We start from the raw sequence: 25,301 nt of genomic DNA on the forward strand, positions 1-25,301 counted from the left end.
CTTGCTCACCCAATCACGTCCTTGCTCCAACGATAACCATATCCTCTTTCGGTAACGATAAACTGTGGTTTTTGAGGATTGTCTTCAACTTTAGCTCTTAAACGCTTTATGTATACAGATAACGTGTTTTCATCAAAAAAAACATTTTCTCCTTCTGTTATTTGTTGTAGGAGTTCATCTCTTTTTAATGCTTTGTGAGAATTCTTCATGAAATTCAATAGCAGCTTGTATTCTAAATTCGTCAATGTAATACTTTCACAATTTTTATAAACCTTGACTAGGTTCGTATCGATTCTTATATTCTCAGATCTTAAAATTTGAGATGGCGTTTCTAGCGACGCTTGTTTACGCAATTGTACTTTCACTCTGGCCATGAGTTCCCTAACCCGAAAAGGTTTGGTTATATAATCATCACCGCCTATATCCAGCCCCATTACCACATTTGCTTCTTCATCTAGTGCAGTTAAGAAAATAATAATCGAATTCTCGTTTTTCTTTTTAAAATACAAACATAAGTCATAACCATTACCATCTGGTAGGCCGATATCAAGGATGGACAAATCAAATGTATTGTGAACAAACTGGTGTTTAGCTTCTTTTACACTGGACGCTCTAATCACCTCATAACCTTCATTTCTCAATGAAAATTCGATGGCTATGCCAAGAGCTTCATCATCTTCAACTAGTAATATTTTTTTATTCAAGTATGCCCTCTCCTTTTTTCCCCTAGCTTATATTCCAATTACAATAGCCTGGCTATAATCTAGCCAGGCTTATAATATTATTGTTCTCTGATATTATCAATAATATTATCTTGTTGAATTTTTTTCAATGGATTTAAGACTGATAAATAACTAATTATTAAAGCTGAAACAAACGTAATGATACAAGCCTCATAGGGAATTGTCCATGTCATTTTCAACATATTAGATATAGCTAAATATATAATATAAGACAATATACAGCTAAAAAAGATTCCTTGTAAACTTCCAGAAAAACCGTAAATCAAAGCTTCATAGGTAATCATTTTTTTCAAATCCTTTTGTGACATACCAATGGATTTCAACGCGGCCAATTCTTTTCGTCTAGTCATGATACTTATAGTTATAGTATTGAGGATATTAACGCTACTAATTAAAGAAATGACTGTGATGAAACCATATGCAAGCACTTGTAAAGTAAGTTTTTCTTCTTTTTTTGTTTTATTTTCTTGATAATTATTTACGATTGTAATGGAATATCTTTTTCCAATCGTGTTTTCTATTTCCTTTACTGTCGCGGAAGATTGAGTTACATCCTTTAATTTAGTTTCAAAGCTATTCTCCTTTTTTTCGTATACTTTAGATATATTTTCAAGTGATTTCAATTGATGCAAAACTTGTTCACTCTCAGCTAAATGATCTGGATTATTATCCTCTATCTTAATTGTAATATCCGATTTAACAGATAACTTATCAAAAGATTTAGATGCAAATGCAACACTCATTAAATACGAGAAAGTAATAAATAACACACTACTTATAATAATTGATAAGATTGTAATGGTATAGCGATTTTTATTTCGCTTAACATTTTTCATAGCCATGCTCAAAGGAATAGATAAAGGTTTTTTCACCATGGAATTCTTTTGTTTTTTGATTTGTTCCTTTTTAATTGACAACCTGCTACTAATTGCCAACAAAGGGGAGATTTTCCCTGCAAAATAAGCTGGGTACAAACTTGACGCTATTACAGAAAGTAAGGTAATAATCGAACTGATTAGTAAAATATTCCAATCGACATGGAATATCGAGACCGCTTTACTATTTTCCATTAAAAGTGAAAAAGTGAACTGCAGAGAGGCAAGTGCTATTAGGCTACATATAATTCCAATTGGTATAGCGATGACAGCCAGAAAAGTAGCTTCTCTCAGAACGATTTGTCTAATTTGCTTTCGTGTTGCACCAATGCTTCTCAACAAGCCAAACTGCCTCGTTCGTTCTACGACACTGATTTGAAAAGCGTTGTAAATCACAACAATTGTCGCTATCACAACAATGCTGATTGTAATAATTAGCGTAGCCATAATCGAATTATTGTAACCTGGTTTCTCTAATTGAATTAATTCATTACTTATATTAATATTATTCTCTCCGGAAATGGTCTTGAGTCCCTCTAAAACCTCATTAAAGTTTGCTTTTGAGCTAATTCCAACTAATATTTTCCCTTCACGAGCGCTAAACTTACTCTTATAGGTTAGTAACCGTCCCACCTTATTCTCCTGTGTATATGTACTATCACTTAGAAAACCAACCAATTTGTATTTTTTTTCATTTAATTCGAATGAATCACCTATTTGAATATTTTCTTTTATATAAGGTAATACCCAGGGATCAACAGCAACTTCTTGATCATTAGATGGCAATCTGCCCTTAATAATACTGTATTTTAAAAATTCCAAGGCGTTATCATCAGCAAAATTCATTTGTACAGCAGCCTCTCCAACTTGGACTGTTTCTCCCTGTGACATTAAACCAAATGATTCAATTTGCGAGTTATATTTAATTTTTTTCAATATCGATTCATCGTAATTTAATACAACGGCATGAAAAGAATACCCTTGCCTCTTTTTCGTATTCTCGATTTGAGAAATCTGAGTACCGTTCATAAATAGGCCGATTGTAGAAATTAACGATACAGAGAGTACGATTCCAATCAAAGTTAAAATTGTTCGTTTCTTATTTCCCTTTAAGTATCTCCTGCTTAATTGTTTATAATTACCAATCAAGATTAGTTTCCTCCCGTCTTAAGGCTTATTCGTAGCTAGCCACTGATCAGAAATGATTTGGCCATCTTCAATTGTAATAATACGATCAGAAGTTGATGCAATTTTTAAATCGTGAGTAATCAATACAATAGTTTGATTATATTTTTTTGCTGTCAATCTTAATAAATCCATGACTTCTTTTGTATTTTGAGTATCAAGATTTCCTGTAGGTTCATCAGCTAAGATTAAATGTGGGCGATTTATAAGTGCCCTCCCAATCGAAACCCGTTGTTGCTGACCTCCTGATAATTCAGATGGTAAATGATTTCGTCTTTCATGAAGTCCCAGAATTTCAATAATTTCGTCCATATAAGGATTATCTACAGGTTCATTATCTAGTAAAGTGGGCAAAGCTATATTCTCTTGCACATTCAATACAGGAATTAAATTAAAGAACTGAAATATAAAACCAACTTTTCTTCTTCTAAATATCGAAAGTTCATTATCTGAATAATTATAAATATTGTTCTCTCCAATAAATACTTGTCCTGAACTCGGACGGTCCAACCCTCCCAAAATATGCAACAATGTACTTTTACCTGAGCCAGAAGCTCCTACGATTGAAACAAATTCCCCCTGATGTATTGTAAGGTTTATTCCCTTCAAAGCATCTACCCTACTATTGCCTTCACCATAACTTTTGACGACATCCTCTATTCTTACGATTTCCACTCATATCACCTTATTTTCATTTTAATTTAGTCTTGTACCTCTACAAAGTTTATTTTATTCTGATTATTCGAAGAGAGCTTATCAATCTGTTGTAAAACTTTGTCTACTTCTTGTTTGTTTTTATAATCAAAATTACGTTTTTGAAATTGAATCAATTTCATTATTGACTCTGATTCAGAAAGTGTATTATATTCTTGGTCGTTTAGAATAACAAGGTTCATTGGAACATACCCAATCCAAATTTGCTGTTTAACATACTGAGCAGGTACTATCTTATCGTTCAAATTCAACTGGTTATTTTCAAAATTATCAACCGTAAAATTATCACCCGCATAAGAAAATAATAGATTCTGATCACTAGATACTTTATTTTTATCTTTCACCCTCTCAGAAATAATAGATGCTGAATTTGGATCTTTTCTAGCTCTTAGAAGTCCCTTATTAAATAATTTTACCGCGGTAGAACTATTAATAACTGCATATTCTGTAGTGTTGATTTCAAATTCTTCATTTGTATCATTTTGTTTCTTATCTTCTTCTGATAATGGAATCCTTTTTGTTGTTGTGACGTACTTTATCTTATAGTCTATTGATTGTTTAGTGTCATCTTTAAACTCTTGTTTAACTTTTTCTACGTCAGTTGCAGTACCACTAACTAGAATCCCATCGACTGGTTGTCCTGGACCTTGCACATAACGTTTTACTCCTAATCCTATTCCTATAAAAATAGCAATAACAACCGTATAACTGATAATTTTTTTCATTAGAATACTCCTTTAGTAAATGATTTATATCTGGATTATAGATGAGTTTTTTTCATAAGTTAATGACTTCTATCTAACTATGTGACTTCTAATCTTACAATTTTGTAAGATTAGTATTCCCCATGCTCAACAAGCTAAATTTATATAATAATAATCTTATACATTATTATTCTCTTTTTTATTGGAACGGGTCGAATCACAGGCAATAACCCGACCTATAATGATTAATGTTACAGATAATAACTTAAGGCCCGTCTTATATATAATCTAAATCTTTAAAATAAACAAAGGATATTACTCCTAATACAGCACCAACTATCCCTAGCATCAAACCCTTATACTTTTGTATAAACATCTTATTCCTCTTTTCGTACAAACAAATTATCCATATATAAAAATACTAAGTTATGGAATGTTTTCAAAGAATTAAAGCGTTTTTATATTCAGTTTATATGTCTACTTCTTTTCTTATCCCATAGTTAAGTAAATCCAAAGGGATACAAAAACGTCACTTCTTTTATAAACAGTACGACTTTATTGTTACTTAATAGTAGTGAGAAATATCACATATCTCATAAAAGGGCTGGGCGGAAATTTAAGTTTACTAAATACCTTTTCTAAAGTTTGAGTGCACCCTTTTTCTGTACACTCCATCCAACCTTTCATTAAACAACTACCTTCTCCCATAATTTCAAAGGATTTCCACTCGGTTATCCCGAATATATAAATTACCATTCTCACAAGGAGCGAATCTATATGAATCTATTCGAACACGAAACGTAAAACTGCCTCTCTTTCATAAGAGGTCCTCCCTTTTTCTTTTCTCATCATATCATTCATTTACGAAATAGGAGGAAATAATTATGAAACGTAATCCATTATTTTTAACTTTATTAAAAAGTGCAAATACAAACTTTAGCGGCTGGGATTTTTCTTTCATTTCAGAAACGGGTCGAATGAAGAGCGAGCCTTTATCGTGGTCGTACGGCAGCACTGCTTTTCAGCTTATGCAATGTGCAGAATCAATGCTCGATATGGGTACTGGCGGCGGAGAGTTTTTATCTATGTTACAACCGTTCCCGTCAACTATATTCGCTACTGAGGGCTACACTCCAAACGTGTCAATTGCTCAAAACAAATTAGAGCCTTTAGGAGTTACTGTTTTAGAAGTAACTGATGATACTGCATTACCATTTCAAGATGGGCAGTTTGATTTAATTATAAATCAACATGAATCGTATGCTGCTTCTGAGGTAAACAGAATCCTTTCTCCAAGTGGCGTTTTTCTTACACAACAAGTTGGCGGTCTTGATTGCGCGGAACTTAATGAGCAGTTTGGCTCAACACTAAATAGCGACTTTGCAAGTTGGTCTCTCGAAACAGCATGCAGTGAGTTAAAGCAAAATGGATTTACTATTTTAGAAGCAAGGGAAGAATTCCCTTTCCAACGCTTTTATGATATTGGCGCTATCGTCTATTATTTAAAAGCGATTCCGTGGCAAATTCCTGATTTTACTGTCGAAAGATATTATGAGGATTTATATCGCATACATGAGAGCATCTTGCAAAAAGGATATTTTGATGTGAAGCAACATCGATTTATGATTAAGGCGATTCGCAGCCACCTCCTTTTTGCTCCGTTTACGTATGTTCTCTACTCTTTCATCATAAGAAAAGTTATATCATACATATTACAATTATGACCAATGAGTTGTATTTCTGAAACATATAATCACCTCGCATATATAATGAGAGCAAAAACGTGATTTTTCACTTTCCTCTTCTATTGAGAAACAAGTTGTTTTTCATATCGCTTGTTCGTATCATCTTCTGTCAAATATGCAGTTGTGTAATTAATAATATTCCGGTTATCGTACGTGAATATATGTTTTAACTTATTTTCTTCTGTTAATACTGTCGGTAAGTATTTTGGTAAGTTGCTAACTACACCTCTATTATCACCATCTAATATCCAATCAATTTCTTTCCATTCTAATAATCCTTCAGCCGTACGAAATGGTGTATTCATCTGCATTTCATCTGGCAAATCAGCAACGAACACATACATTCCTTCATTAGCCTGGGGCTCATCTTTACCTTTAAAAACAACAGTCCCTTTATACGTTACACTTGAAAGTTCTATGCCCGTTTCCTCAAATGTTTCTCTAATTATTCCTTCGTATGGCGTTTCATTATCTTCTATTTTTCCTCCGACACCATTCCACATCCCCATATTCGGCTTTTTATTTCTATTTAATAGCAGTATTTTATCGCTTTTTCTAATAAAGCAAATTGTGTACTTGTACATACAATCATTTCCTTTCATTTTCCACATGAGTTATTTGGCTTATTTTCAAGTAAAAACACTCGCCTTACAATTCCTTACTACATAATATATAGTACAACTTTCATGCGTAAACACTTTACGTCAAACGAGAGAATCCTTTTTAGAAAGGAGAATTTAAAATCGATACTATAAGCAATGAATTTTTAAACCAATATTACAACAGCCTTGTGTGGTTAAACGATACACACTGGCTCGGGGTTCCAATCTGTAAACTTCCCTCTGATCTCTTTTTGTATCAAGAAATCATTTATGAATTAAAGCCCGATTTAATTATTGAATGCGGGACTTTTCATGGTGGTAGTGCACTGTATTTAGCTTCTATGTTAGATTTAATTGGAAAAGGTCACGTACTTACTATCGATATAACTCCGCAGCCAAATCGGCCATCACATAATCGGATTACGTATTTAACAGCCTCTTCTGTTTCTGTGCAGGCCGTTCAAACAATAGTAAGTATGCGCAAACCTGATGATGTGATTTTAGTTATTTTAGATTCTGATCATAGTAAAGAACATGTATCCAAAGAACTCTTACTATATAAATCTATCGTCACTACTGGCAGTTATATAATTGTAGAAGATACCTCCATTAATGGAAATCCACTTCTTCCTGATTGGGGTCCTGGCCCGATGGAAGCTGTGGATGAGTTTTTAACAAAAAATAATCACTTCATAATCGACGACTCTAAACATAAATTTTTCATATCATTTAATCCAAAAGGGTTTTTAAAGAAAATAAAGTGAAACTTTAATCAGCCCTCACCAATCGGGCTTTTACGGACAGTTGATCCCCCACCTAACTTCTTTGCTTTCCCTGAACTTTGAGGTGGAGGTCTTACTGCCCATTAATGCGGGGTAAAGTGAAACTTTAATAAGTGGGGTTTTGCTCCTCCCCCACTTATTCTATCATTTTCATTTTTGAAAAAGGATAATATACGAATTCCACCTTGCCAATTATGTTATCTTCTTCAATATATCCTAAGCCATTGCGACTATCTCTACTTACTTCGCGGTTATCTCCCATTACAAATAACTTATTTAGTGGAATTTTTGTCTTTTGAAAGTTATAAAACACTTGTGTGTTGTTAAATAAATCTTTGTTCGTATATGGTTCTTCTTGCTTTTTATCGTTCACATATACCTTTCCATTCGTTATGTTAATTACATCACCCGGAAGCCCTATTACACGTTTCACATAATATTTCGATTCATCCTCTTCTTTTATAATGACAATTTCTCCGTGTTGTAAATTAGAAAGACGTACTGCTGCTTTATTTACAAATACGTAGTCTGCTTCATATAAAGTCGGCTGCATCGATTCCCCTTCCACCTTACATAAAGTAAAAGAATGGTAGCCTATGACTATCACCAATATAAATAGTATGTACTTTCCCCAGCCTCTCTTAATCTCCTTTTTCATATCCATTCCCACCTTATAAAGCGCTTTTTAACTCAAAAAATATATCACTGCACAATAAGTTTCCATGCAGTGATACTATTTTTACTGTGCCTTGTTCGGTTGTTCTACTGGAATTGAATTTGCATTTGATCTATTTGTTTTTAATTCAAAATACGCATCCAAAATCTCTTTACCAATGGCAGAATTAATTCCTGATTTATCATCATTCACCCATGGCACAACAACTGAAAAGGCTATTTCCGGATCAGCATCATATGGCGCATAACCGGCAAGAGTTAAATTATAACATTTTTTTCTGTTGTTGTTCTCATCTCTTCCAATATCACTTTCTCCACCATATACTGTCTCAGCTGTTCCTGTTTTTCCCGCTGGTTTATATGGTAAACCTTTAAACGTTCCAGTACCTGTTCCGTCAGCTTCTTGAAAAACCCTTCTAAATCCTTCTTTTACATGATTAATGTACGAAGTGTCCATATCCACTCGATTTAATACAACTGGTTCAACCGACCGAACGACTTTTCCTACATCCTCTGGTCTATTCGGTTGTTCTCTAACTTCTTGTACAATTTGTGGTTTCATTCGGTAACCGCCATTTGCAATGGTTGAAATATATTGCGCAAGCTGAAGCGGCGTATATGTATCATACTGTCCAATCGCGTAATCAAGTAAAAATCCGGGTATGTTATCAGTTCTACCTACTTGACCAATTGATTCATTTGGCAGGTCAATACCAGTCGACACACCTAGGCCAAATTGTCTAAAATAGTAGCGCATTTTATTAAATGTTTCTTGTTTAATGTCTAATGGATTGTTTGGGACATAATTAATGCCTGCCATTTTTAAAGCCGTATTAAACATATAAACGTTCGATGACACTTGCAAAGCTCTTAAATCATCAATATCCCCAAATTCTTTCCACGATTTCTTCGGCTTAGAACTTCCTTTAAAATACATTGGTGCATCAAAGAAATGTGTATACGGCTTAATCGCTTCTGTTTGATATCCAGTTAATAAAGTAGCACCTTTTACAGTTGACCCTAACTCATAAGAACTTGTCATCGTTCCTAGTGCATAATCTTCTATTTGCATACCGCCATCTTTATTTACAATTTTCTTTCCTGCCATTGATAAAATTTGACCGTTTTTCGGATTCATCATTACTACGAACGCACGATCCATCATCGGCTCTGCAGTATGAAAAGCTCGTAAATTCTTTTCAAGGCTTCCCTCTACTCTTTTCTGTAAATCCATATCGACTGTTAACATCAAGTTATTTCCACTTTTTCCTTCAGTCACTTTTTCAGTTCGAACAATCTTCCCTGCTTTATCCATAATATTTTTAGACTGTTCTTTCGTTCCATGTAGTGCATCTTCGTATTGTTTTTCGATGTAACTTTTACCAATACGGTCGTTTCGATTATAATCACGAACTAAATAATAATCTAATTGTTCTCTTGGCAACCCTTCATTTTCATTAGAAACGCTACCGAGTATAGAGCGCAGTATTTTATCATTTGGGTATTCACGTTCCCAATCTACTGTTGTATCTACCCCCGGTAAACTTGCCAACCTTTCACTAACGACAGCATATTCATTTTGACTTACATCTTTTTTAACGATTTGCGGCGTCATTTTATATCCCGCATTCATTTTGCTTTTAATTACTAATACTTCTATATCTTCCTTTGAAAGCTCATTTAATTCTTCTTGTGTAATTCTTTCCCGGCGCAGTTCTTCTACTTTTTTATCTAACTCTTTTCCTTCTATTTCTTGCTTTCTAAATTTACTCTCATCTTCTTTCGTTACTTTCGCTGCTGCCCGCTTTTCATTTAACTGCATCCAAAAATCTTTCTTATCTGTCTCTGTTAACTTATCCATGTCCTCTTGCGACATTTCAATTAGCTTAGCTAAATCTTTTGCTACCTGTAAAACTTCTTTCGAGTCTACTCCTCTCATTTTCGTATATGTAACGGTTCGCAATGGTTTATTATTTACAATAACGTGACCTTGCCGATCAAACATTTTCCCTCTAGGAACGGGAGTGCTTACCGTTACATCTTCCTTTTTGTTTACTTCATTTCTATACGTTTCTCCATCAATGATTTGTACTTTACCTAATTGAATTATAATAGCTGAAAATAAAAGAAAGACAATAAAAAATAGTACATTTAACCGAAATGGAATATGAGTCTTTTTCTTTTTCGATTGTTTTTTCTGCTCCTTTTTCTGTCTCATTTCGCTCCCTCGCTTCATTCTATTAACATTTCTACGCAAAATCATTATGTATCAAATTTATTTATATGATATATATAGAATTTTATATTAATTACAAAAGAAATAAAAGATTTAATTTTCAGTTTTTTATTTCACTATCCTATTTATTACCATTCCCTTAATGCACAATAACATGAATATTATTCTAAAAGAAAAATGGGACAAATTGATTTTTATACCATTAATTAACATTTCTTTGTATACTAAAGAAATAGATTCATAAAAGACATTACTTAAGGAGAGAACGAAAATGACAGATTCGTTTATCATACATACTAATACGCCACATTGTTTAAACTTTATGATTTACATTCAAAATATTTATCTCAATCAAAAAGGAAAAAAAGAAAATTTTCGTTTTCCTTACATAACAAAAACATTACATTTCTCCACTGACTTTAAAACAAACTTCAAAGAATTATGGCTGACTCTTCGTAAGCAAACTGTTAACGACAGATATGATTTACAAATTTTTCACGAGGAGAATCATATATTTTACGAGAAGCTTTTTGACACTCAATTATGTAATGAGGAATCTTTTAAAGAATTACTGTGTAGTTTTAAAGTATGGTGGACTAGCATAGTAGGTCAGCATTCATTAGAATGGTCTGTAAGTGAGTATAGTACGCAACTTTATAATGATTTAGTTTTATACTTAAAACAAAACCAAATAAAACCTTTACAACAGCTACACATTAGCTTACTTTATGACGATTGTGTATTCGCTAAAGAAAATATTACTTCTTACTCTGCCATTTTACCTACCAAACTCTTTTTTATAAATTATAAAGATGTTGTTACTACGTTATCAAAATGTTTTCATATCGCTTTAAACAGCGATTACTCAAATAAAAAAGTGAGGTAGATACCTCACTTTTTTAGATAACTTATTTCACTGAAGATACCCCTTTAACAAACTCACCAATCTTATTTTGAAAAACAAAATCAAAGTTATATTCTTGCCCTGTTAACTCTTCATTTACTAAAATTGTTGTTGCCCCTATTTCCCTCTTTGCGATTTGCGGGAATGAAGCGACGGGTTGTACTTTTAATGACGTTCCCATAACGATAAATATATCTGTTTCATATAAACGTGTTATCGCATTTTGATATTGCGGTAATGTATCTCCGTATAAAACTACGTCTGGATTTAAAATGAAATTACACTTCTCACAACGCGGTACTTCATGATCAATCATATACTGTAAATCATAGCCTGATTTACATTTTGGACAATGTGCTGTTTGAAGTGTTCCATGTAAATCAATAACATGCTTACTGCCACCTAATTGATGTAAACCGTCAATATTTTGCGTTAAAATCGTAATATCTTTCCCTTGTTCTTCTAGCTCAGCTAAAAAACGATGTCCACGATTTGGTTTATATTGATGGAACGTATTAATTTGAAAGATTTCTTTATAATGCTTCCAAAATTCTTTCGGACTTTGGTTATAGTACCCTCTTGATAAATACATCTCCACATTCGCATCAGCATACAATCCATTTGCTGAACGGAAATCTGGGATACCACTTTCCGTACTTGCACCAGCGCCTGTTAATACTGTAATTTTCTTCGCTTTTTCTAAAATTGAACGTACTTCTTCAAATTGTTGCACAAAAATCACCTCTATGTATTTTCCTATTCTTATTATACCAGTTGTTTACAGGAGGTGTTGTACAATTCATTTTACTTAATGCGTTGCGCCCCCAATCTCTACAATATCTACTTCAACTGTCATCGTTACTTCAATTGCCAATTCTATTCCCTTACTAATAGTAGAAAGTGACATACTCGGTTGCCCTGGATAATTACTCGATTGTTCTGGTAAAAACGGAATATGAATGAATCCGCCTTTTATTTTCTTATCATGTTTCTCTAGTTCATGCATAAGTCCATAGAATAAGTGATTACAAACGAATGTGCCTGCCGTCTGTGAAACAGATGACGGTATGCCCTCTTCGCAAAGTTTTTTTACAATTGCTTTCATCGGAAGTGCAGACCAATAGGCAGCTGGTCCTTCTTCTACAACCGGTACATCTACCGGCTGATTTCCTTCATTGTCAGCAATTCTTGCATCATCAATATTAATTGCAACACGTTCTATCGTAATATCTGGTCTGCCCCCAGCTTGTCCAATGCATATAATAATTTCCGGCGCTAGTTCTTCTATATACTCTTTTAATACGCTTATTGATTTATGAAATACAGTTGGTACTTGTTTGCTTATTACCTTGTATTCTCCAATTGTTTTTTCATGCAAACCTTTTGCTACTTCCCAAGCTGGATTGATATTTTCTCCGCCAAATGGATCAAACCCTGTTAATAATACTGTTTTCATAGTTTTCTCCTCCTAATTAGAAACGATATACTAGGCCATACATAATAAACATATTGATAATAAAGATTGAAAGAGCAATTGGTACTTGTGCTTTAATAACTGCATTTTTGTCTTTTAGTTCTAATAGCATCGCCGGAACGATATTAAAGTTCGCTGCCATTGGAGTAAGCAATGTTCCACAGTATCCAGCAAACATTCCAAGTGCCGCCATAATTGCCGGATTTCCTCCGTGCATTTGTACAATTAAAGGTAAACCAATTCCGCCAGTAATAACAGCAAACGCTGCGAATGCATTTCCCATTACGACTGTAAATAGCATCATGCCTAAACAGTACGCCATAACAGCAACGAACGGATACTCTGTCGGTAACACTTGTCCGACTAAGTCTGAAACAACTTGTCCAACGCCAGACTTCGCGAATATACCACCAAGTGCTGCTAACATTTGTGGTAAAATGACAGCCCAGCCGACAGCTTGTAATAGTCTGCTTCCTTCTTGTACAGGCGTTGTTATTTTTGATTTTGTAATACGCATTGCCGCGACGAATGCGAGTAATGCACCAAGCGCTAATGCAACTAATGTTACTTTATCTGGATCAACAAGAGAGACATTTCCCCATTTAATTTTCCCTAACGTTAACGTACCGATAATTGTAAAAATAGGAATTAAAAGTGCAGGCATAAAAATTTTATTTTTTAATTTCTCAGCATGTTTCACACGTTCTTGTACTGGTACTTCTTTTTCCTGAGACTTTGTTACTTTATTTAGTGAAGCTAAAACGACCATAGTAAGCACTATACAACCAACGTAAAACGAAGGAATTATATTTCCGAATAAAAATGTAACTGCAAACAATGCCCAAAATAAACTAGAACCGAATCTGTTTGGATGTTCACGATCGAATGCGATACGAACAGCGATAAAGGAAACGATTATCCCTAATACATAATAGATTGTATCCATTGTGATGATGTTCATATTAGATTACCTCCTTCTCTTCTTTTCCTTCTGCCTTCATTGTTTTCTCTATATATTTATCAAACCTTCTAAATCTAATCCAGCTTATAATAAGTGCAGATATTGCTGTCGGAATGCCCCAAAGTGCCATATCCCATACACCGACATGCATACCTACTGAATCGAAGAATCCTTTCATTAATAAAATAGCACCAGTTGCGATGAAAATATCTTCTCCGAAAAACCAAGCTGTATTTTCCGCAGCAGCTGCGTTTGCTTTAATCTTTTCTCTTAATTTTTCAGGGAGTTTACCGTATTTACCTTGTGCGGCTCCTTCTGCCATCGGTGCAACGAGCGGTCTTACTGTTTGTGCATGACCACCAATATTCAGTCCAAGTGCTGCTGAGGATTCTCTTATCGTAAAATATGACATTAATACTCTTCCAGTTGTTGCTCCTTTTGATTTCGTTATAAGTGCTTCTGCTCTTTCTTTTAAACCGTAACGCTCTAAAATTCCGATTACCGGTAATGTTAATATAATTGGCATAGACATATATCTATTTTCTATGAAAAATTTACCGAACATACTGATCACATCATAAAAACTTAATCCTGAAACCATACCAGTAACAATACCTGCAACCATAACTACTAAAAGTGTATTTAATCTAAATAAAAAGCCCACTGCAACAAGTAATATCCCGATTAATTTCACCAATTCCAACACTTCCCCTCATTTTTTACTTCAGTGCACAAATAGAAATGCCGTTAAGTTTGAATGTTCTGTATATTCTTTCTGCAAATTGCACTGCTTTTTCCCCATCACCATGTAAACAAATCGTTTGCGCCTGAACTACTACTTTCTTTCCATTGACCGAATTTACATGGCCTTCTTTCACCATTTGAAGTACTTGCTTTATCGCTTCGTCTTCATCTTTTATAAGCGCATTTTCTTCTGTACGGCTCGTTAATGTACCATCTTGCTTATATGTACGATCCGCAAAAGCCTCTTGTACGAGAGTTACTTTGTATTTTTTTGCAGCCTGTATAAATGCCTCACTATTTGCTAATCCGTAAAGTAATAGATTTGGATTACTATGATAAATTACCTTCGCAATTGCATCTGCAATTTCCGGATTAGTCGCCGCCATATTATATAGAGCACCGTGCGGTTTTACATGATGCATCTTCCCGCCAGCTGCTTTCAAAAAAGCGTCTAATGCACCGATTTGATACAATACATAGTCGTATACTTCACTTGCTGAAACATTCATGTTTCTTCTACCAAATCCAATTAAATCAGGAAATCCAGGATGCGCCCCTATTGCTACGTTATGCTCCAAAGCTTTTTCAACAGTTTGACGCATAACAGACGGATCACCCGCATGAAAACCGCAAGCAACGTTTATAGAGGAAACGAACGGAAGAATTTCATCATCATTCCCCATTTTATAAGCGCCAAAACTTTCTCCTAAATCACAATTCAAATCAATTGTAGTCATGATATTTCCCTCCTGCTCTCAGCTTCGTAAAGCGATGAATTTCTTTAATAGATTCATATTTACTTCTTGTTCTATGTACAATTGTTCCGCTTCTTCAAGCGTAATTTTCTCAAAAGAAACATAGTCCCCCGGCTTTAGCTGGGCAAGAAGAGGTAAATCTACTGAAATGATATTTCCAATTCTCGGATAGCCACCTGTCGTTTGTCTATCTGCCATTAATATAATCGGCTGTCCACCATTTGGAACTTGAATGGTTCCAAATGTAACAGGACTCGATAAAATCTCTTTTTCTTCAATCCTATTTAATACTTCTCCCTCAACTCTATAGCCCATACGGTCAGCATGATTAGATACCTTATACTCTTTCGTAAAAAATGCCTTTCTACTTTCTTCTGTAAATTGATTATATTCAAAGTCAGGTATGACACGAAGCTTAGGATGTTTCTTATACTTTGGTAGTACGCTGTTGCTAATTGCCCATTTCGTTTTTATTCGCTCATCTTTTTGTAAGTCTTGAATGAAACAATTCGCCATTTCTGGTTGTGCACCAATTTGGAAGTAGTCACCCTTTTTCAACATTCTTCCTTCTATACCGCCAATCGTAGCACGTATGTACGTACTTTTACTTCCCATAGTGCGATCAATATGGATGCCACCCGCAAAAGTCACATACGCTCTGCAACCACTTTTCACCTTTCCAAAACAAAGCATACTACCTTCTTCCGCTAAAATGGGACGCCATAACGGGATACGTTCTCCATTCAATAACGGTTCCATGTCTGCTCCGCCAATCGCAAGTAAAGTCGGTTTCTTTATTAACAATTTAGGTCCCATAATCGTAATTTCGAGTCCGGCTTCATCCTCTTCATTACCAACTAACATATTGATCATCCGAAGCGCACTTTGATCCATTGCCCCGCCAACGGGTACACCGTATTGTTGATAATGTGATCGCCCTAAATCTTGGACTGTTGTAAACATTCCCGCATGCAAAACTTCTACATCCATTCTTTAGCCCCCTCAAGTGATACGTACTCTTCCTTCGTTATTGGGATAAATCGTAAATACATACCACTTTGAATATATGTTGGTATTTCTTCTTCTGGATTAAATAATGAAATAGGAGTTCTGCCGATAATATTCCATCCTCCTGGTGTTTCAAGTGGATATATACCTGTTTGATTCCCGCCAATACCCACTGAACCAGGAGAAATTTGTAACCGTGGTGTTTCTTTTCTAGGTGTTTCTAATTCTTTTGATAGTCCTCCTAGATACGGGAACCCTGGTGTAAAACCTAGCATATATACAAAATATTTAGTTTCACTATGTATTCGAATCACATCTTCTACTTGTAAACCTTTATAATGTGCGACATCTTCTAAATCAGGTCCATATTCTCCCCCGTAACAAACTGGTATAGAAATATGTTTCACATCCTGTTTTACTTCTTCTTTATTAGAATCATAAAGCTCCTTTATATACTGGCGAACATAATCATATGGTCTTTCACTTCTTTCACTTCTCTTCCATACTTTATATACATTGTAGTAAACAGCTAATGAAGTAAACGATGGAACGCACTCAATCATTCCTGCAAACGGATGTTGCTGCAGTGCTTGAAATAACCGCTGTACTTTCTCATATATATCCATCTTAATTTCTTCACCAAATGTAACAATAATTGCTTGATCCCCTAACGCAGAAAATTTCATCCTACTCCCTCTTTCTATGCCAAAAAGCCGAGTTCTTTCGAAATGCGATGTGCTGTTTCTTTCACCTTAGCGATAAAATATGAAATGTTACTTTCGCTGTACTCAATTGCTAATCCCGAAATACTAATGCCTGCTACAACCGTTCCATCACTTGCGAAAATGGGCGCTGCTATAGCTGCTGTATGATTTTCTAACTCAGAATAACTAATTGTATAGCCTTCCTTTTTTGCCATTTGCAACACTTCTAACAATTGTTTCTTATCCACGATTGTTCCATCTGCAAACTGTTTTAATTCCACTTCCTCTATGTATCTCCGTTTCTCTTCCTCAGAGAAATACGATAGTAAAATTCTTGGACATGCGCCAGCATAAAGCGGTGCTCTTCTTCCAACCGCCGTATACACGCGTACCGGCTGAACACCTTCCATCTTTTCAACGTAAATTGCGTCATTACCATCTTGAATTATTAAATTAACTGCCTGTCCTAAACTATCTCTAAGTTCTTTCATATAAGGAATTGCTATATTTCTTACTGATAATCGTTGTGAAACAAGTTGACCGAACCGTAAAAATACGACCCCTAAACGATATTTCCCCTTTTCGTTTTTTTGTAAAAACGCCATCTCTTCTAACGAGCCAATTAAACGATAAACAGATGTTTTCGGCATATTTGTAAGCTGAACCATCTCAGTTAAACTTAGCTCTTCATGCTCATAAAACAACTCTAAAATATCCATTGTCTTAACTGCCGTTTTATTTATACTCATTCTATCTCCCTTTCGTTCCGAATTACGGAACTTAAATTCCGTTTTTCGAAACAAACATATAATTTAAAATTATAAAATATTCTTTCAATTCAATCAATAGATTTTAAGCAAATAAAAAAGTATGGAAGAATATCTCTCCCATACTTCACTACACTTTATAACGCTCTTACTTGTTTCAACGGCCAGAAAACAGCTTGTCCTTTTCCGACAATTTCATCTTCTGAAATAAAGCCAAACATGCGACCATCCTTAGAAACTTCACGATTATCCCCTAAAACAAATACTTGGCCTTCTGGCACTTTCGTTTTTCCTGTGATTTGTTCTAACGTAAAGTCTGGAGTTAATACACGGCCTACTGCTTTTTCTTTAAACTGTTTTAAATATGGTTCTTCCATCGCTTTGCCGTTTACATATAAAACATCATTTTTATACTCAACTGTATCGCCTGGCAAACCAATTACTCGTTTTACTAAATCGTATCCTTCTTTTCCGTGGAAGACGATAATATCAAAGCGATCTAATCCACTTATACTATAACCAATCTTATTCACGAGCACTCGTTCGTTATTTTTTAAAGTGGGCATCATTGATTCACCTTGCACTAAAGAAGGTGTAAATAAAACACCGCGAATAATAGCAATTAATACAAGGGTAAAACCTATCGTTTTAGCCCAAGAGAATAATTCTTTCTTCGTATTTTCCTTCATCGTTTCTCCTCTTTCTTAAGCACTTATTTTATGATTTTAACTAATTCTTGTACTAAATTAGGGTCTATTTCAGAAAAACATGATTTTCCTTCTCTTACCGCTGTACCGACATGAGCTTGCGAAATTCCAGTTTCATCTAGCAATCGCTTTATATTTTCTTTCGTCACGCCAGCTCCAGCTACAAGCTGAATTTGACCATCACTTACCTTTTGCATTTCTGTAAGCACCGGAATATTCTCTACTATATTTCCTTGTCCACCTGAAGTTAAAACGTGAGTCACTTTATGAAACTTCTTTAAAGTGTTCATCGCTTCTACTGGATTTTCTATATCATCTATCGCACGGTGGTACGTTACATTTATTCCATCTACAACAGATAGTAAATCCGCTAATTTCTCTTCATCCACTTCATTTCGTTCGCTTAATACGCCTAATACTACACCAGCTGCTCCTAACTTCTGTGCAACTATAATATCTTCTTTCATCATTTCAATTTCTTCTTCCGTATATGTAAAAGACTTCGCATGCGGACGAATCATAACATGAATTGGTATACTTACCGCTTCTACCGCTTTTTTTATAAAAGCATAACTCGGTGTTAAACCACCTTCTGTATAAGATGAAATTAATTCAATCCGCTTCCCGCCAGCGCTTTCAATTCGTTTTACATCTTCTAAACATGTTGCAATAACCTCTAGCATGAGATGACCTCTTTTCGTGCTTTTTTCTTATTATAACATTAGTAAAAATAAGAAGCCTAGCTTTCTCCTTTAAAACTTAAAAAAGAAGAATGAAAAGAAAGATTTTTTTATTGGCAACAATTATTGGTAACATCCTATTATTCATGTACACTCCTACCATAATGAAAAAAAACCGTCATTTTGACGGACTTTTCTAATTTCAAGCTTTTCTTTCCTCAGTTTTCATATCAATGCCTAATTGATCTTCCAATAACTTTACACCTTTCTTTGTAAGATGGACAGCTCGGTTCTTATCCGTTTTCGTAATCCATCCCTGTTCAAAAAGCAGTTTTGCAATTGCAGACCCTAACCAACCGGAAATATGGTAACGCCGTTCACTCCAATCAAGGCAAGGTTTTGCAAATACCCTCCTTTTTGTATCTGCCTCATCAACATTTATTCCAAAATTCAGAAACCATTTCTTACCTTGTTCCGTTACAATGTATTCTCCATCCTCTAAAATTATAAATTGCCTATCTAGTAATTTTTCAGTTATCTCTACACCGAGTTTGCCTGCAAGATGATCATAACAAGTTCGAGCATAACGAATTTGTTTTAGTTGACCTGATTGTTTTAAAGAGCGAACTTGAACTGTTGGTGCGATTGTCCCTAACTTTTCAAGCACTTCTGCAACTTCTTGATTAGCAAGTCGATAGTAACGATGTCTACCATGTTGTTCAACTGTAAGTAAATTCCCTTCTACTAATTTAGAAAGATGAGAACTAATTGTTGGATGTGACACTTTTGCCATATAAGCCAATTCACTAGCGGGTAGTGCCTGATTATTCATTAGACAATCTAATATGATTGCTCTTGTAGGTTCAGCAATTAGTTTAGCTATATATGAGATATTCGGATATACATTCATATTTCGATGATACCCTAACTATTAAATTGATACAATTATTTTAAGTTTAATAGTAAAGGAGAATTTATTATGAATGCAATTGATCTTAGTATATTAAATTTGAAAGAAACGAGAAGGCGCTCAGAAAAATTATGGAATTCTCTTCCTAATAATTTTCTTAATTGGAAGCCTGATCCTGAGGCTATGTCTTTTGGTGAGATGATTCGTCATGTATGGAGTTCAACTTTTTACTACCATATGATTATAAAAAACAACGGTTCAATAAACGACATACGTATCACGTATGATGACGAGCCGATTACTTGTGTAAAAAAAGAAATTGAATTGGCACAATCATACTTTACTGACTTCATAGAATATGTTCAATCAATAAGCATAGCCGAGCTAGATTCAAGACTTATTGATAGAAGCGATGTTGGCTATCAACGATATTTAGGCGATATGCTATTACGAATTGCCTATCATGATGCGGTCCATGCAGGTCAATTTTTACAATATTTACGAATGGTAAACTTAGAAAGACCATTAATTTGGGATTAAATACGAAAAATGTTTATACAGCCTCCAAACTGGCATTACAATAAGAATTTTTCAACAAGAAACAATCACAAACCATGATAATCATTTATATTAAAAACCTACATCTCAACTAAGTACTTCATACACATAAAAAGCACGGGTTTGATTACTAATCAAACCCGTGCTTTCAAAACAACTATAATATCCACAAACAATAAAATGTAAAATTTAAAAACTACGACCGAAACGCCGCATCCGCCAACATAGACAATGTTGCATCATCCATCGGTGGATTGTGTAATCCTGCTCTGACATTTAAATAGTAACGATGGAGCGGATTTTTTTCTGATAAACTTTTTGCTCCTACGATGCGCATCGATTTATCCACTATAGATATCGCCGCATTTGTTACGGCGTATTTCACGGCTGCTAATTCTGCTTGCAGTGATAGTTTATCTTCTGCCTCATCGTACTTTTTCGCAATTTGATATAAAAAGACACGAGCCTGCATAAGCTCAAGTTCTAATTCTCCAATTAATTTTCTAACATTTGGCAATAAACTAATAGAATGGTTTAAACTGTTTGGCTTGTATGATTCCGCAAATTGAACTGCATAATTTCTTGCTGATTGTGCAATTCCTAAATAACATGCTGGTATATGTAGCAACCAGCCAACACCCTTTTGTTTTACTTTCCCGCCTTTTATATCTGTAAAAAAGCGACTTTCTATCTCTACATTTTGTAAGACAAGGTCGTGGCTAGCAGTCCCTCGCATTGCAACGCTATCCCACGTTTCTTCAATAGATACACCGAGTGTATTTCTTGGAATAACAAACTCACCAACTTCTTCTTGGCCTTCCATACTTGCTGAAATAATAAAATAATCAAGTACTGGCGCCATCGTTGTAAAAGTTTTTCTTCCATTTATAACCCACTTCTCGCCTTGTTGAACCGCTATTGTTTCTGGTTTGCCGCCACGCGTCGGACTCCCTGTTTTCGGTTCTGTTGCTGCCCTGTTAAAGAGCGCACCATTACGTACTTCTTCGCAAAACCATTTGAACATCTCATCATTCCAAGAGCGATTTTCCGCTAGCTCTTTCACAATGCCAAGATGCCAGCCAATCGATAATGCAGTAGCTCCGCAGCCTTCCGCGATTTTCTCTTGAAATAAAACAAAGTCATATAAAGAAATCGCACTACCACCAAATTCCTTCGGTAATGTTAATTTCGTATATCCGATATCTTTCAAATCATTTATATTTTCATACGGAAATGATCCTAATTCACTTAGCTGATGCTCCCTTTCCATGAACTTCGGAATCAATTTATTTATTTGTGCAATAATGAAAGATTGTTCTTCTGTTTCAACAAATGAGAGTGCCATACTATAATCTCCTTTATGTTCGATTCATCAACCGCTCACTTTTTCATTATGATTATATGAAGCTACCTCTCTATTGTTTCACTATTCCGATAAAAATACAATGTTTTTGACTAATAAGAAAAGTTCCTATTTAAGGATAGGTTCTTTTCTTATGTTAATCTCCCTTCAATGCCTTTAATGGCAAAGAGGTTACATATCCAATATACGAGAATAATTCTTTAAAGAAGAATGGAATTTCTGTGTCTAACGTTTTATATGCTGATGTCGGCGTTGGTGAAGCATACGCTTCAATATTAATATGTTTTGCAATTCTCATTGCGCGTTTCATATGAAGTGGATCACTTACAATCGTGTATGTGCGTATTCCGTTCTCTATTCCAACTTGCTTCGCATTTTTTAAATTTTCTTCAGTGAAAAGGGATTTAGTTTCAATTAAAATATCTTCCTCTTTTACACCTTGTTTCATTGCATATACTCTTGCAGTACGTGCTTCCTCAAGTTCTGCCTCGAACTTTGTACCACCTGTAAAAATAATCTTTTTAATATTTCCGTTCTTATATAAAGAAATCGCATGATTAATTCTTTCTTTAAATACAGGAGATGGTTTTCCGTTCCACGAAGCTGCTCCTAGTACGATACCAGCATCCGTTTTCACGTCATCATTTGCTTTAAAACGATAACTCCAAATATCGTAAGCTGCATAACTTACATATAAAATAGCAGAACAAATCATTAGTAAAAATACTTGAAAGATTCGTCTTTTCTTACTCTTCTTATTCTCTTTCATTTGTAATTGCCTCCGTACATCATCCATACTTCTATAAAAAACATTTATATCAAATCGTTTTGTTTGAGTTTATTTAAAAGAAGGAACTTTACTTGTTATTTATATATAAAAGGGTTTTCATTTAAAATTGAGGATTATCAATTCATTTTCATTTGCGGTTTTCATTACATTTTTTAAATTCATAAGTTTATTACCATACAACTACATTGTAACGAATTTTTTCTCAGAAGGGAACGATGAAACAAAAGGAATTAAAATAAAGTAGCATTTTGTAAGAAAAAAGGTATATTTTTCATATATCACGAACAATATACCTTTCAAAACACGAATTATAACTTTTCTTTATATAACTCTAATTTTTCTAACAATTGTTCTTTTACGCCTGGCCATTCACTCGAGATAATACTGTACACCACCGCATCTCTCACATAACCATTCGGTAATTTTCTTTCATTTCGAAGCACACCCTCTTTTACTGCTCCTAACCTTTCAATTGCTCGTTGTGCTTTTTCATTTCTTGCATCCGTCTTAATTTGTACCCTAAGCATATGCAGTTTTTCAAAAGCATACTGGAGAAGCATATACTTACACTCTGTATTTATACTCGTACGTTGCACACTCGGATGATACCACGTTTGCCCTAACTCAACTGTCTTATCTTCTACTGAAATATTATATAAACGTGTACTTCCTACAATCTTATTCGTCTGTTGATCTACGACTACGAAAGGTATTTGAGTACCTCTTCCGTAACCCTTTATCGCTTTTTGAACGTATTGTTGCATATCTTGCACACTATCCGTTTTAGAGATTAAATACGCCCAAATATCCCGATTTCCTTCTACAATCGAAAACAAAGTTTCGACATCAGTATTATCCATTAACCGCAACTTTGCTCTTTCGTGAATAAATTCCATTTGTAAGCCCCCTTTGTTGTTACTATATCATAAGAATTAAAAACGTATTATAAGAATAAAAAAATATAATAAAAAAATTCTTTTCAAATATATTCTTCTCGTATTATACGGTAGGAAGACTCATCAGTAACCCTTAAAAAAGAAGCTTTTCATAATTTCCAATAAATCCTATATAATGATAAACGGGAGGGGATAAAAAATGTTAGATCAAATTACTTGGGGAACGCCAGGCAGCTTATTATGCTTAGGGTTCTTTTTTGCGGGACTAGGAATCTTCTTAAGAAGCGTTACGTCATATACGAAAAATAAATAAAAATATCCCGCTTTTAAACAAAAGAAGCCCTCTTTTTACAGACGGCTTCTTTTTTATAACTTTATCTTATTAAAACTTCAAAGCAACAAATAAGCAATCGGCGTAATGATAAGCAACGTTAAAATCGTTCTCTGCACATATAAAATAATAAGTTCAGATACTTTTAACGGAATATCTGTTGATAATATACAAGGAATGGAAGCAGAGAAAAACAGTATAGATGATACGGAAACAACTGCAATAACAAACTTTGTCACAAGTGGTGCACTTACTACTAATAATGACGGTAAAAACATTTCTGCAATACCAACTGATGCGGCTTTAGCAGCTAATTCTGCTTCCGGTAATTGTAATAGCCATGTAAATGGATAGAAAATATAACTAATCCAATCAAATATTGGCGTGAACTTCGCTAAGACGATACCAATTAATCCTACTGACATAATAGATGGTAAAATTCCCATCGTCATAATAAATCCATCTTTTAAATTCACTGCAATGTTTTTCATAATGCTCGGTGCAGATTTTGATACTTCTAACGCATCTTCCCAAGCACGTTCTAACATTTTCTCTTTATAAACAGGCTCTGGGAACCCTTCTTCTGTTACATATGTATCTGGTTTTCTACTGAGGGGCGGGATTCTTACGGTGATAGCAGTCACGATGAATGTTACAACAAGTGTAGTCCAAAAATAAACATTCCATAAATGCATAATATCTAATGTTTTTGCGATGATGATCATAAATGTAGCGGATACTGTAGAAAATCCTGTAGCGATAATCGCCGCTTCTTTTGTCGTATACTTTCCTTCTTTATACACGCGATTCGTAATAAGGAGAGCAAGCGAATAACTTCCAACGAAGGACGCAACTGCATCGATTGCCGATCTCCCCGGCGTATTCCATAATGGCCTCATAATCGGACGACAGAATGTACCGATAAATTCAAGCAATCCATATCCGACTAATAACGCTAAAAACGCCGAGCCAATTGGAACGAGCAAACTTACTGATATGACTAGCTTCTCATATAAAAACGGTCCAACATCTGGCGCAAAGAACCAAGCTGGTCCTACTTTTAAACAATATAATATGCCAAAAACAACGCCAACTACTTTTAAAATAGAAAAACAAATGTCTACGATAGATGCATTCCATTTCTTCGTATAAAATGGATAAATCGCACCAATCGCCATAACGAACAATGCATAATAAGGTACTACGCCTGGAACCGAAGCCCTAATCCACGATACGATATGATCAATCATAATAGACGATGCACCGTTTATCGTAACAGGAACGAAAAACATAAACACCCCAACGAGACTAGCAAGTATAAACCGAAGAATAATCCCCTTCTCTCGCCCTGTCTTAATTACATTACTCTTTAATTCAATTTCACTCAAAATTCGACACCTCCTATTATCTAAATATTCTGTATAATTATGTTATATTCCTTCTTTCCATTTCTACTATTTAATCATATGAAAAAGCCTATTTTAAAAT

The 25,301-nt window shown here is 34.7% G+C and carries 25 protein-coding genes and 2 pseudogenes; 4 read left to right on the forward strand and 23 right to left on the reverse strand.

The window, feature by feature from the left end:
- Positions 1 to 5: 5 nt before the first annotated feature.
- The 5 genes and pseudogenes from AXW78_RS14810 to AXW78_RS35525 form a co-directional block, all read right to left on the reverse strand.
- Positions 6 to 704 carry a response regulator transcription factor gene (locus AXW78_RS14810; RefSeq protein WP_001035094.1) on the reverse strand — a complete coding sequence of 233 codons (699 nt, stop codon included), beginning with the start codon at positions 702 to 704 and terminating at the stop codon, positions 6 to 8.
- A gap of 77 nt (positions 705 to 781) precedes the next feature.
- Positions 782 to 2,767 (reverse strand): ABC transporter permease, encoded by a 1,986-nt coding sequence (locus tag AXW78_RS14815; protein WP_000580037.1) that lies wholly within the window; start codon positions 2,765 to 2,767, stop codon positions 782 to 784.
- A gap of 18 nt (positions 2,768 to 2,785) precedes the next feature.
- Positions 2,786 to 3,478 carry an ABC transporter ATP-binding protein gene (locus tag AXW78_RS14820; protein ID WP_000407084.1) on the reverse strand — a complete coding sequence of 231 codons (693 nt, stop codon included), beginning with the start codon at positions 3,476 to 3,478 and terminating at the stop codon, positions 2,786 to 2,788.
- Positions 3,479 to 3,504: 26 nt separating this feature from the next.
- Complete coding sequence (locus AXW78_RS14825) at positions 3,505 to 4,242, reverse strand: lipoprotein BA_5634 family protein (RefSeq protein ID WP_046946028.1); 738 nt, start codon at positions 4,240 to 4,242, stop codon at positions 3,505 to 3,507.
- A gap of 156 nt (positions 4,243 to 4,398) precedes the next feature.
- Positions 4,399 to 4,597, reverse strand: a pseudogene (locus AXW78_RS35525) (hypothetical protein).
- Between the two features lie 508 nt (positions 4,598 to 5,105).
- On the opposite strand from AXW78_RS35525, the pseudogene AXW78_RS14835 reads away from it, so the two are divergent.
- Positions 5,106 to 5,864, forward strand: a pseudogene (locus tag AXW78_RS14835) (class I SAM-dependent methyltransferase); the annotation flags it as partial.
- A 161-nt stretch (positions 5,865 to 6,025) separates the two neighbouring features.
- Here the strand turns inward: AXW78_RS14835 and AXW78_RS14840 are convergent.
- Positions 6,026 to 6,550, reverse strand: coding sequence for an NUDIX hydrolase (locus AXW78_RS14840; protein ID WP_000280185.1), 525 nt, complete (start codon positions 6,548 to 6,550; stop codon positions 6,026 to 6,028).
- A 158-nt stretch (positions 6,551 to 6,708) separates the two neighbouring features.
- Here AXW78_RS14840 and AXW78_RS14845 point away from each other — a divergent pair, with 158 nt between their 5' ends.
- Complete coding sequence (locus tag AXW78_RS14845) at positions 6,709 to 7,332, forward strand: cephalosporin hydroxylase family protein (protein ID WP_265411132.1); 624 nt, start codon at positions 6,709 to 6,711, stop codon at positions 7,330 to 7,332.
- A gap of 154 nt (positions 7,333 to 7,486) precedes the next feature.
- Here AXW78_RS14845 and lepB (AXW78_RS14850) read toward each other — a convergent pair whose 3' ends face one another.
- Both lepB (AXW78_RS14850) and AXW78_RS14855 read right to left on the reverse strand, forming a co-directional pair.
- Complete coding sequence (gene lepB / locus AXW78_RS14850; protein ID WP_061884334.1) at positions 7,487 to 8,008, reverse strand: signal peptidase I; 522 nt, start codon at positions 8,006 to 8,008, stop codon at positions 7,487 to 7,489.
- A gap of 81 nt (positions 8,009 to 8,089) precedes the next feature.
- On the reverse strand, positions 8,090 to 10,243 hold the full coding sequence (locus AXW78_RS14855; protein ID WP_061884335.1) for a peptidoglycan D,D-transpeptidase FtsI family protein: 2,154 nt from the start codon (positions 10,241 to 10,243) through the stop codon (positions 8,090 to 8,092).
- A 289-nt stretch (positions 10,244 to 10,532) separates the two neighbouring features.
- On the opposite strand from AXW78_RS14855, the gene AXW78_RS14860 reads away from it, so the two are divergent.
- A complete protein-coding gene (locus AXW78_RS14860) occupies positions 10,533 to 11,147 on the forward strand; it encodes a hypothetical protein (protein ID WP_061884336.1) in 615 nt (204 codons plus the stop codon).
- Between the two features lie 22 nt (positions 11,148 to 11,169).
- Here AXW78_RS14860 and AXW78_RS14865 read toward each other — a convergent pair whose 3' ends face one another.
- The 11 genes from AXW78_RS14865 to AXW78_RS14915 form a co-directional block, all read right to left on the reverse strand.
- Positions 11,170 to 11,907, reverse strand: coding sequence for an NAD-dependent protein deacylase (locus tag AXW78_RS14865; RefSeq protein ID WP_080029608.1), 738 nt, complete (start codon positions 11,905 to 11,907; stop codon positions 11,170 to 11,172).
- A 66-nt stretch (positions 11,908 to 11,973) separates the two neighbouring features.
- Entirely contained in the window at positions 11,974 to 12,621 is a 648-nt protein-coding gene (gene pcp, locus AXW78_RS14870; RefSeq protein ID WP_000859714.1) for a pyroglutamyl-peptidase I, read from the reverse strand.
- A gap of 16 nt (positions 12,622 to 12,637) precedes the next feature.
- Complete coding sequence (locus AXW78_RS14875; protein WP_061884337.1) at positions 12,638 to 13,600, reverse strand: DUF979 domain-containing protein; 963 nt, start codon at positions 13,598 to 13,600, stop codon at positions 12,638 to 12,640.
- 1 nt (position 13,601) lies between these two features.
- Positions 13,602 to 14,297: a DUF969 domain-containing protein gene (locus AXW78_RS14880; protein WP_061884338.1), complete on the reverse strand. Its 696-nt coding sequence runs from the start codon at positions 14,295 to 14,297 to the stop codon at positions 13,602 to 13,604.
- A gap of 22 nt (positions 14,298 to 14,319) precedes the next feature.
- A complete protein-coding gene (gene pxpA / locus AXW78_RS14885) occupies positions 14,320 to 15,081 on the reverse strand; it encodes a 5-oxoprolinase subunit PxpA (protein WP_061884339.1) in 762 nt (253 codons plus the stop codon).
- 18 nt (positions 15,082 to 15,099) lie between these two features.
- Positions 15,100 to 16,089: a 5-oxoprolinase subunit C family protein gene (locus AXW78_RS14890; protein WP_061884340.1), complete on the reverse strand. Its 990-nt coding sequence runs from the start codon at positions 16,087 to 16,089 to the stop codon at positions 15,100 to 15,102.
- Positions 16,080 to 16,793, reverse strand: a complete 714-nt coding sequence (gene pxpB, locus AXW78_RS14895; RefSeq protein ID WP_000672268.1) for a 5-oxoprolinase subunit PxpB — start codon at positions 16,791 to 16,793, stop codon at positions 16,080 to 16,082. Before pxpB ends, AXW78_RS14890 begins: the two co-directional genes overlap by 10 nt.
- A gap of 14 nt (positions 16,794 to 16,807) precedes the next feature.
- Positions 16,808 to 17,560 carry an IclR family transcriptional regulator gene (locus AXW78_RS14900; protein ID WP_061884341.1) on the reverse strand — a complete coding sequence of 251 codons (753 nt, stop codon included), beginning with the start codon at positions 17,558 to 17,560 and terminating at the stop codon, positions 16,808 to 16,810.
- A gap of 155 nt (positions 17,561 to 17,715) precedes the next feature.
- Positions 17,716 to 18,267, reverse strand: coding sequence for a signal peptidase I (lepB, locus tag AXW78_RS14905; RefSeq protein WP_000662502.1), 552 nt, complete (start codon positions 18,265 to 18,267; stop codon positions 17,716 to 17,718).
- A 23-nt stretch (positions 18,268 to 18,290) separates the two neighbouring features.
- Positions 18,291 to 18,968 (reverse strand): copper homeostasis protein CutC, encoded by a 678-nt coding sequence (locus tag AXW78_RS14910; RefSeq protein ID WP_000895114.1) that lies wholly within the window; start codon positions 18,966 to 18,968, stop codon positions 18,291 to 18,293.
- 199 nt (positions 18,969 to 19,167) lie between these two features.
- Positions 19,168 to 19,875, reverse strand: coding sequence for an ArsR/SmtB family transcription factor (locus AXW78_RS14915; protein ID WP_001103802.1), 708 nt, complete (start codon positions 19,873 to 19,875; stop codon positions 19,168 to 19,170).
- Between the two features lie 69 nt (positions 19,876 to 19,944).
- Between AXW78_RS14915 and AXW78_RS14920 the strand changes: the two genes are divergently transcribed.
- On the forward strand, positions 19,945 to 20,415 hold the full coding sequence (locus AXW78_RS14920) for a DinB family protein (RefSeq protein ID WP_000991285.1): 471 nt from the start codon (positions 19,945 to 19,947) through the stop codon (positions 20,413 to 20,415).
- A 214-nt stretch (positions 20,416 to 20,629) separates the two neighbouring features.
- On the opposite strand, the gene AXW78_RS14925 is transcribed toward AXW78_RS14920, so the two are convergent.
- The 4 genes from AXW78_RS14925 to AXW78_RS14940 all read right to left on the reverse strand — a co-directional run bounded on the left by AXW78_RS14925 (position 20,630) and on the right by AXW78_RS14940 (position 25,201).
- Positions 20,630 to 21,778, reverse strand: coding sequence for an acyl-CoA dehydrogenase family protein (locus tag AXW78_RS14925; protein WP_001218340.1), 1,149 nt, complete (start codon positions 21,776 to 21,778; stop codon positions 20,630 to 20,632).
- A gap of 154 nt (positions 21,779 to 21,932) precedes the next feature.
- Positions 21,933 to 22,565, reverse strand: a complete 633-nt coding sequence (locus tag AXW78_RS14930) for a YdcF family protein (protein ID WP_000662216.1) — start codon at positions 22,563 to 22,565, stop codon at positions 21,933 to 21,935.
- A 329-nt stretch (positions 22,566 to 22,894) separates the two neighbouring features.
- Positions 22,895 to 23,482 carry a GNAT family N-acetyltransferase gene (locus AXW78_RS14935; protein ID WP_000394343.1) on the reverse strand — a complete coding sequence of 196 codons (588 nt, stop codon included), beginning with the start codon at positions 23,480 to 23,482 and terminating at the stop codon, positions 22,895 to 22,897.
- Between the two features lie 390 nt (positions 23,483 to 23,872).
- A complete protein-coding gene (locus AXW78_RS14940) occupies positions 23,873 to 25,201 on the reverse strand; it encodes a YjiH family protein (protein WP_001289420.1) in 1,329 nt (442 codons plus the stop codon).
- Positions 25,202 to 25,301 lie beyond the last annotated feature (100 nt).

Source organism: Bacillus thuringiensis (genome assembly GCF_001595725.1).
In the GTDB taxonomy this organism is placed as follows: Bacteria; Bacillota; Bacilli; order Bacillales; family Bacillaceae_G; genus Bacillus_A; species Bacillus_A thuringiensis_K.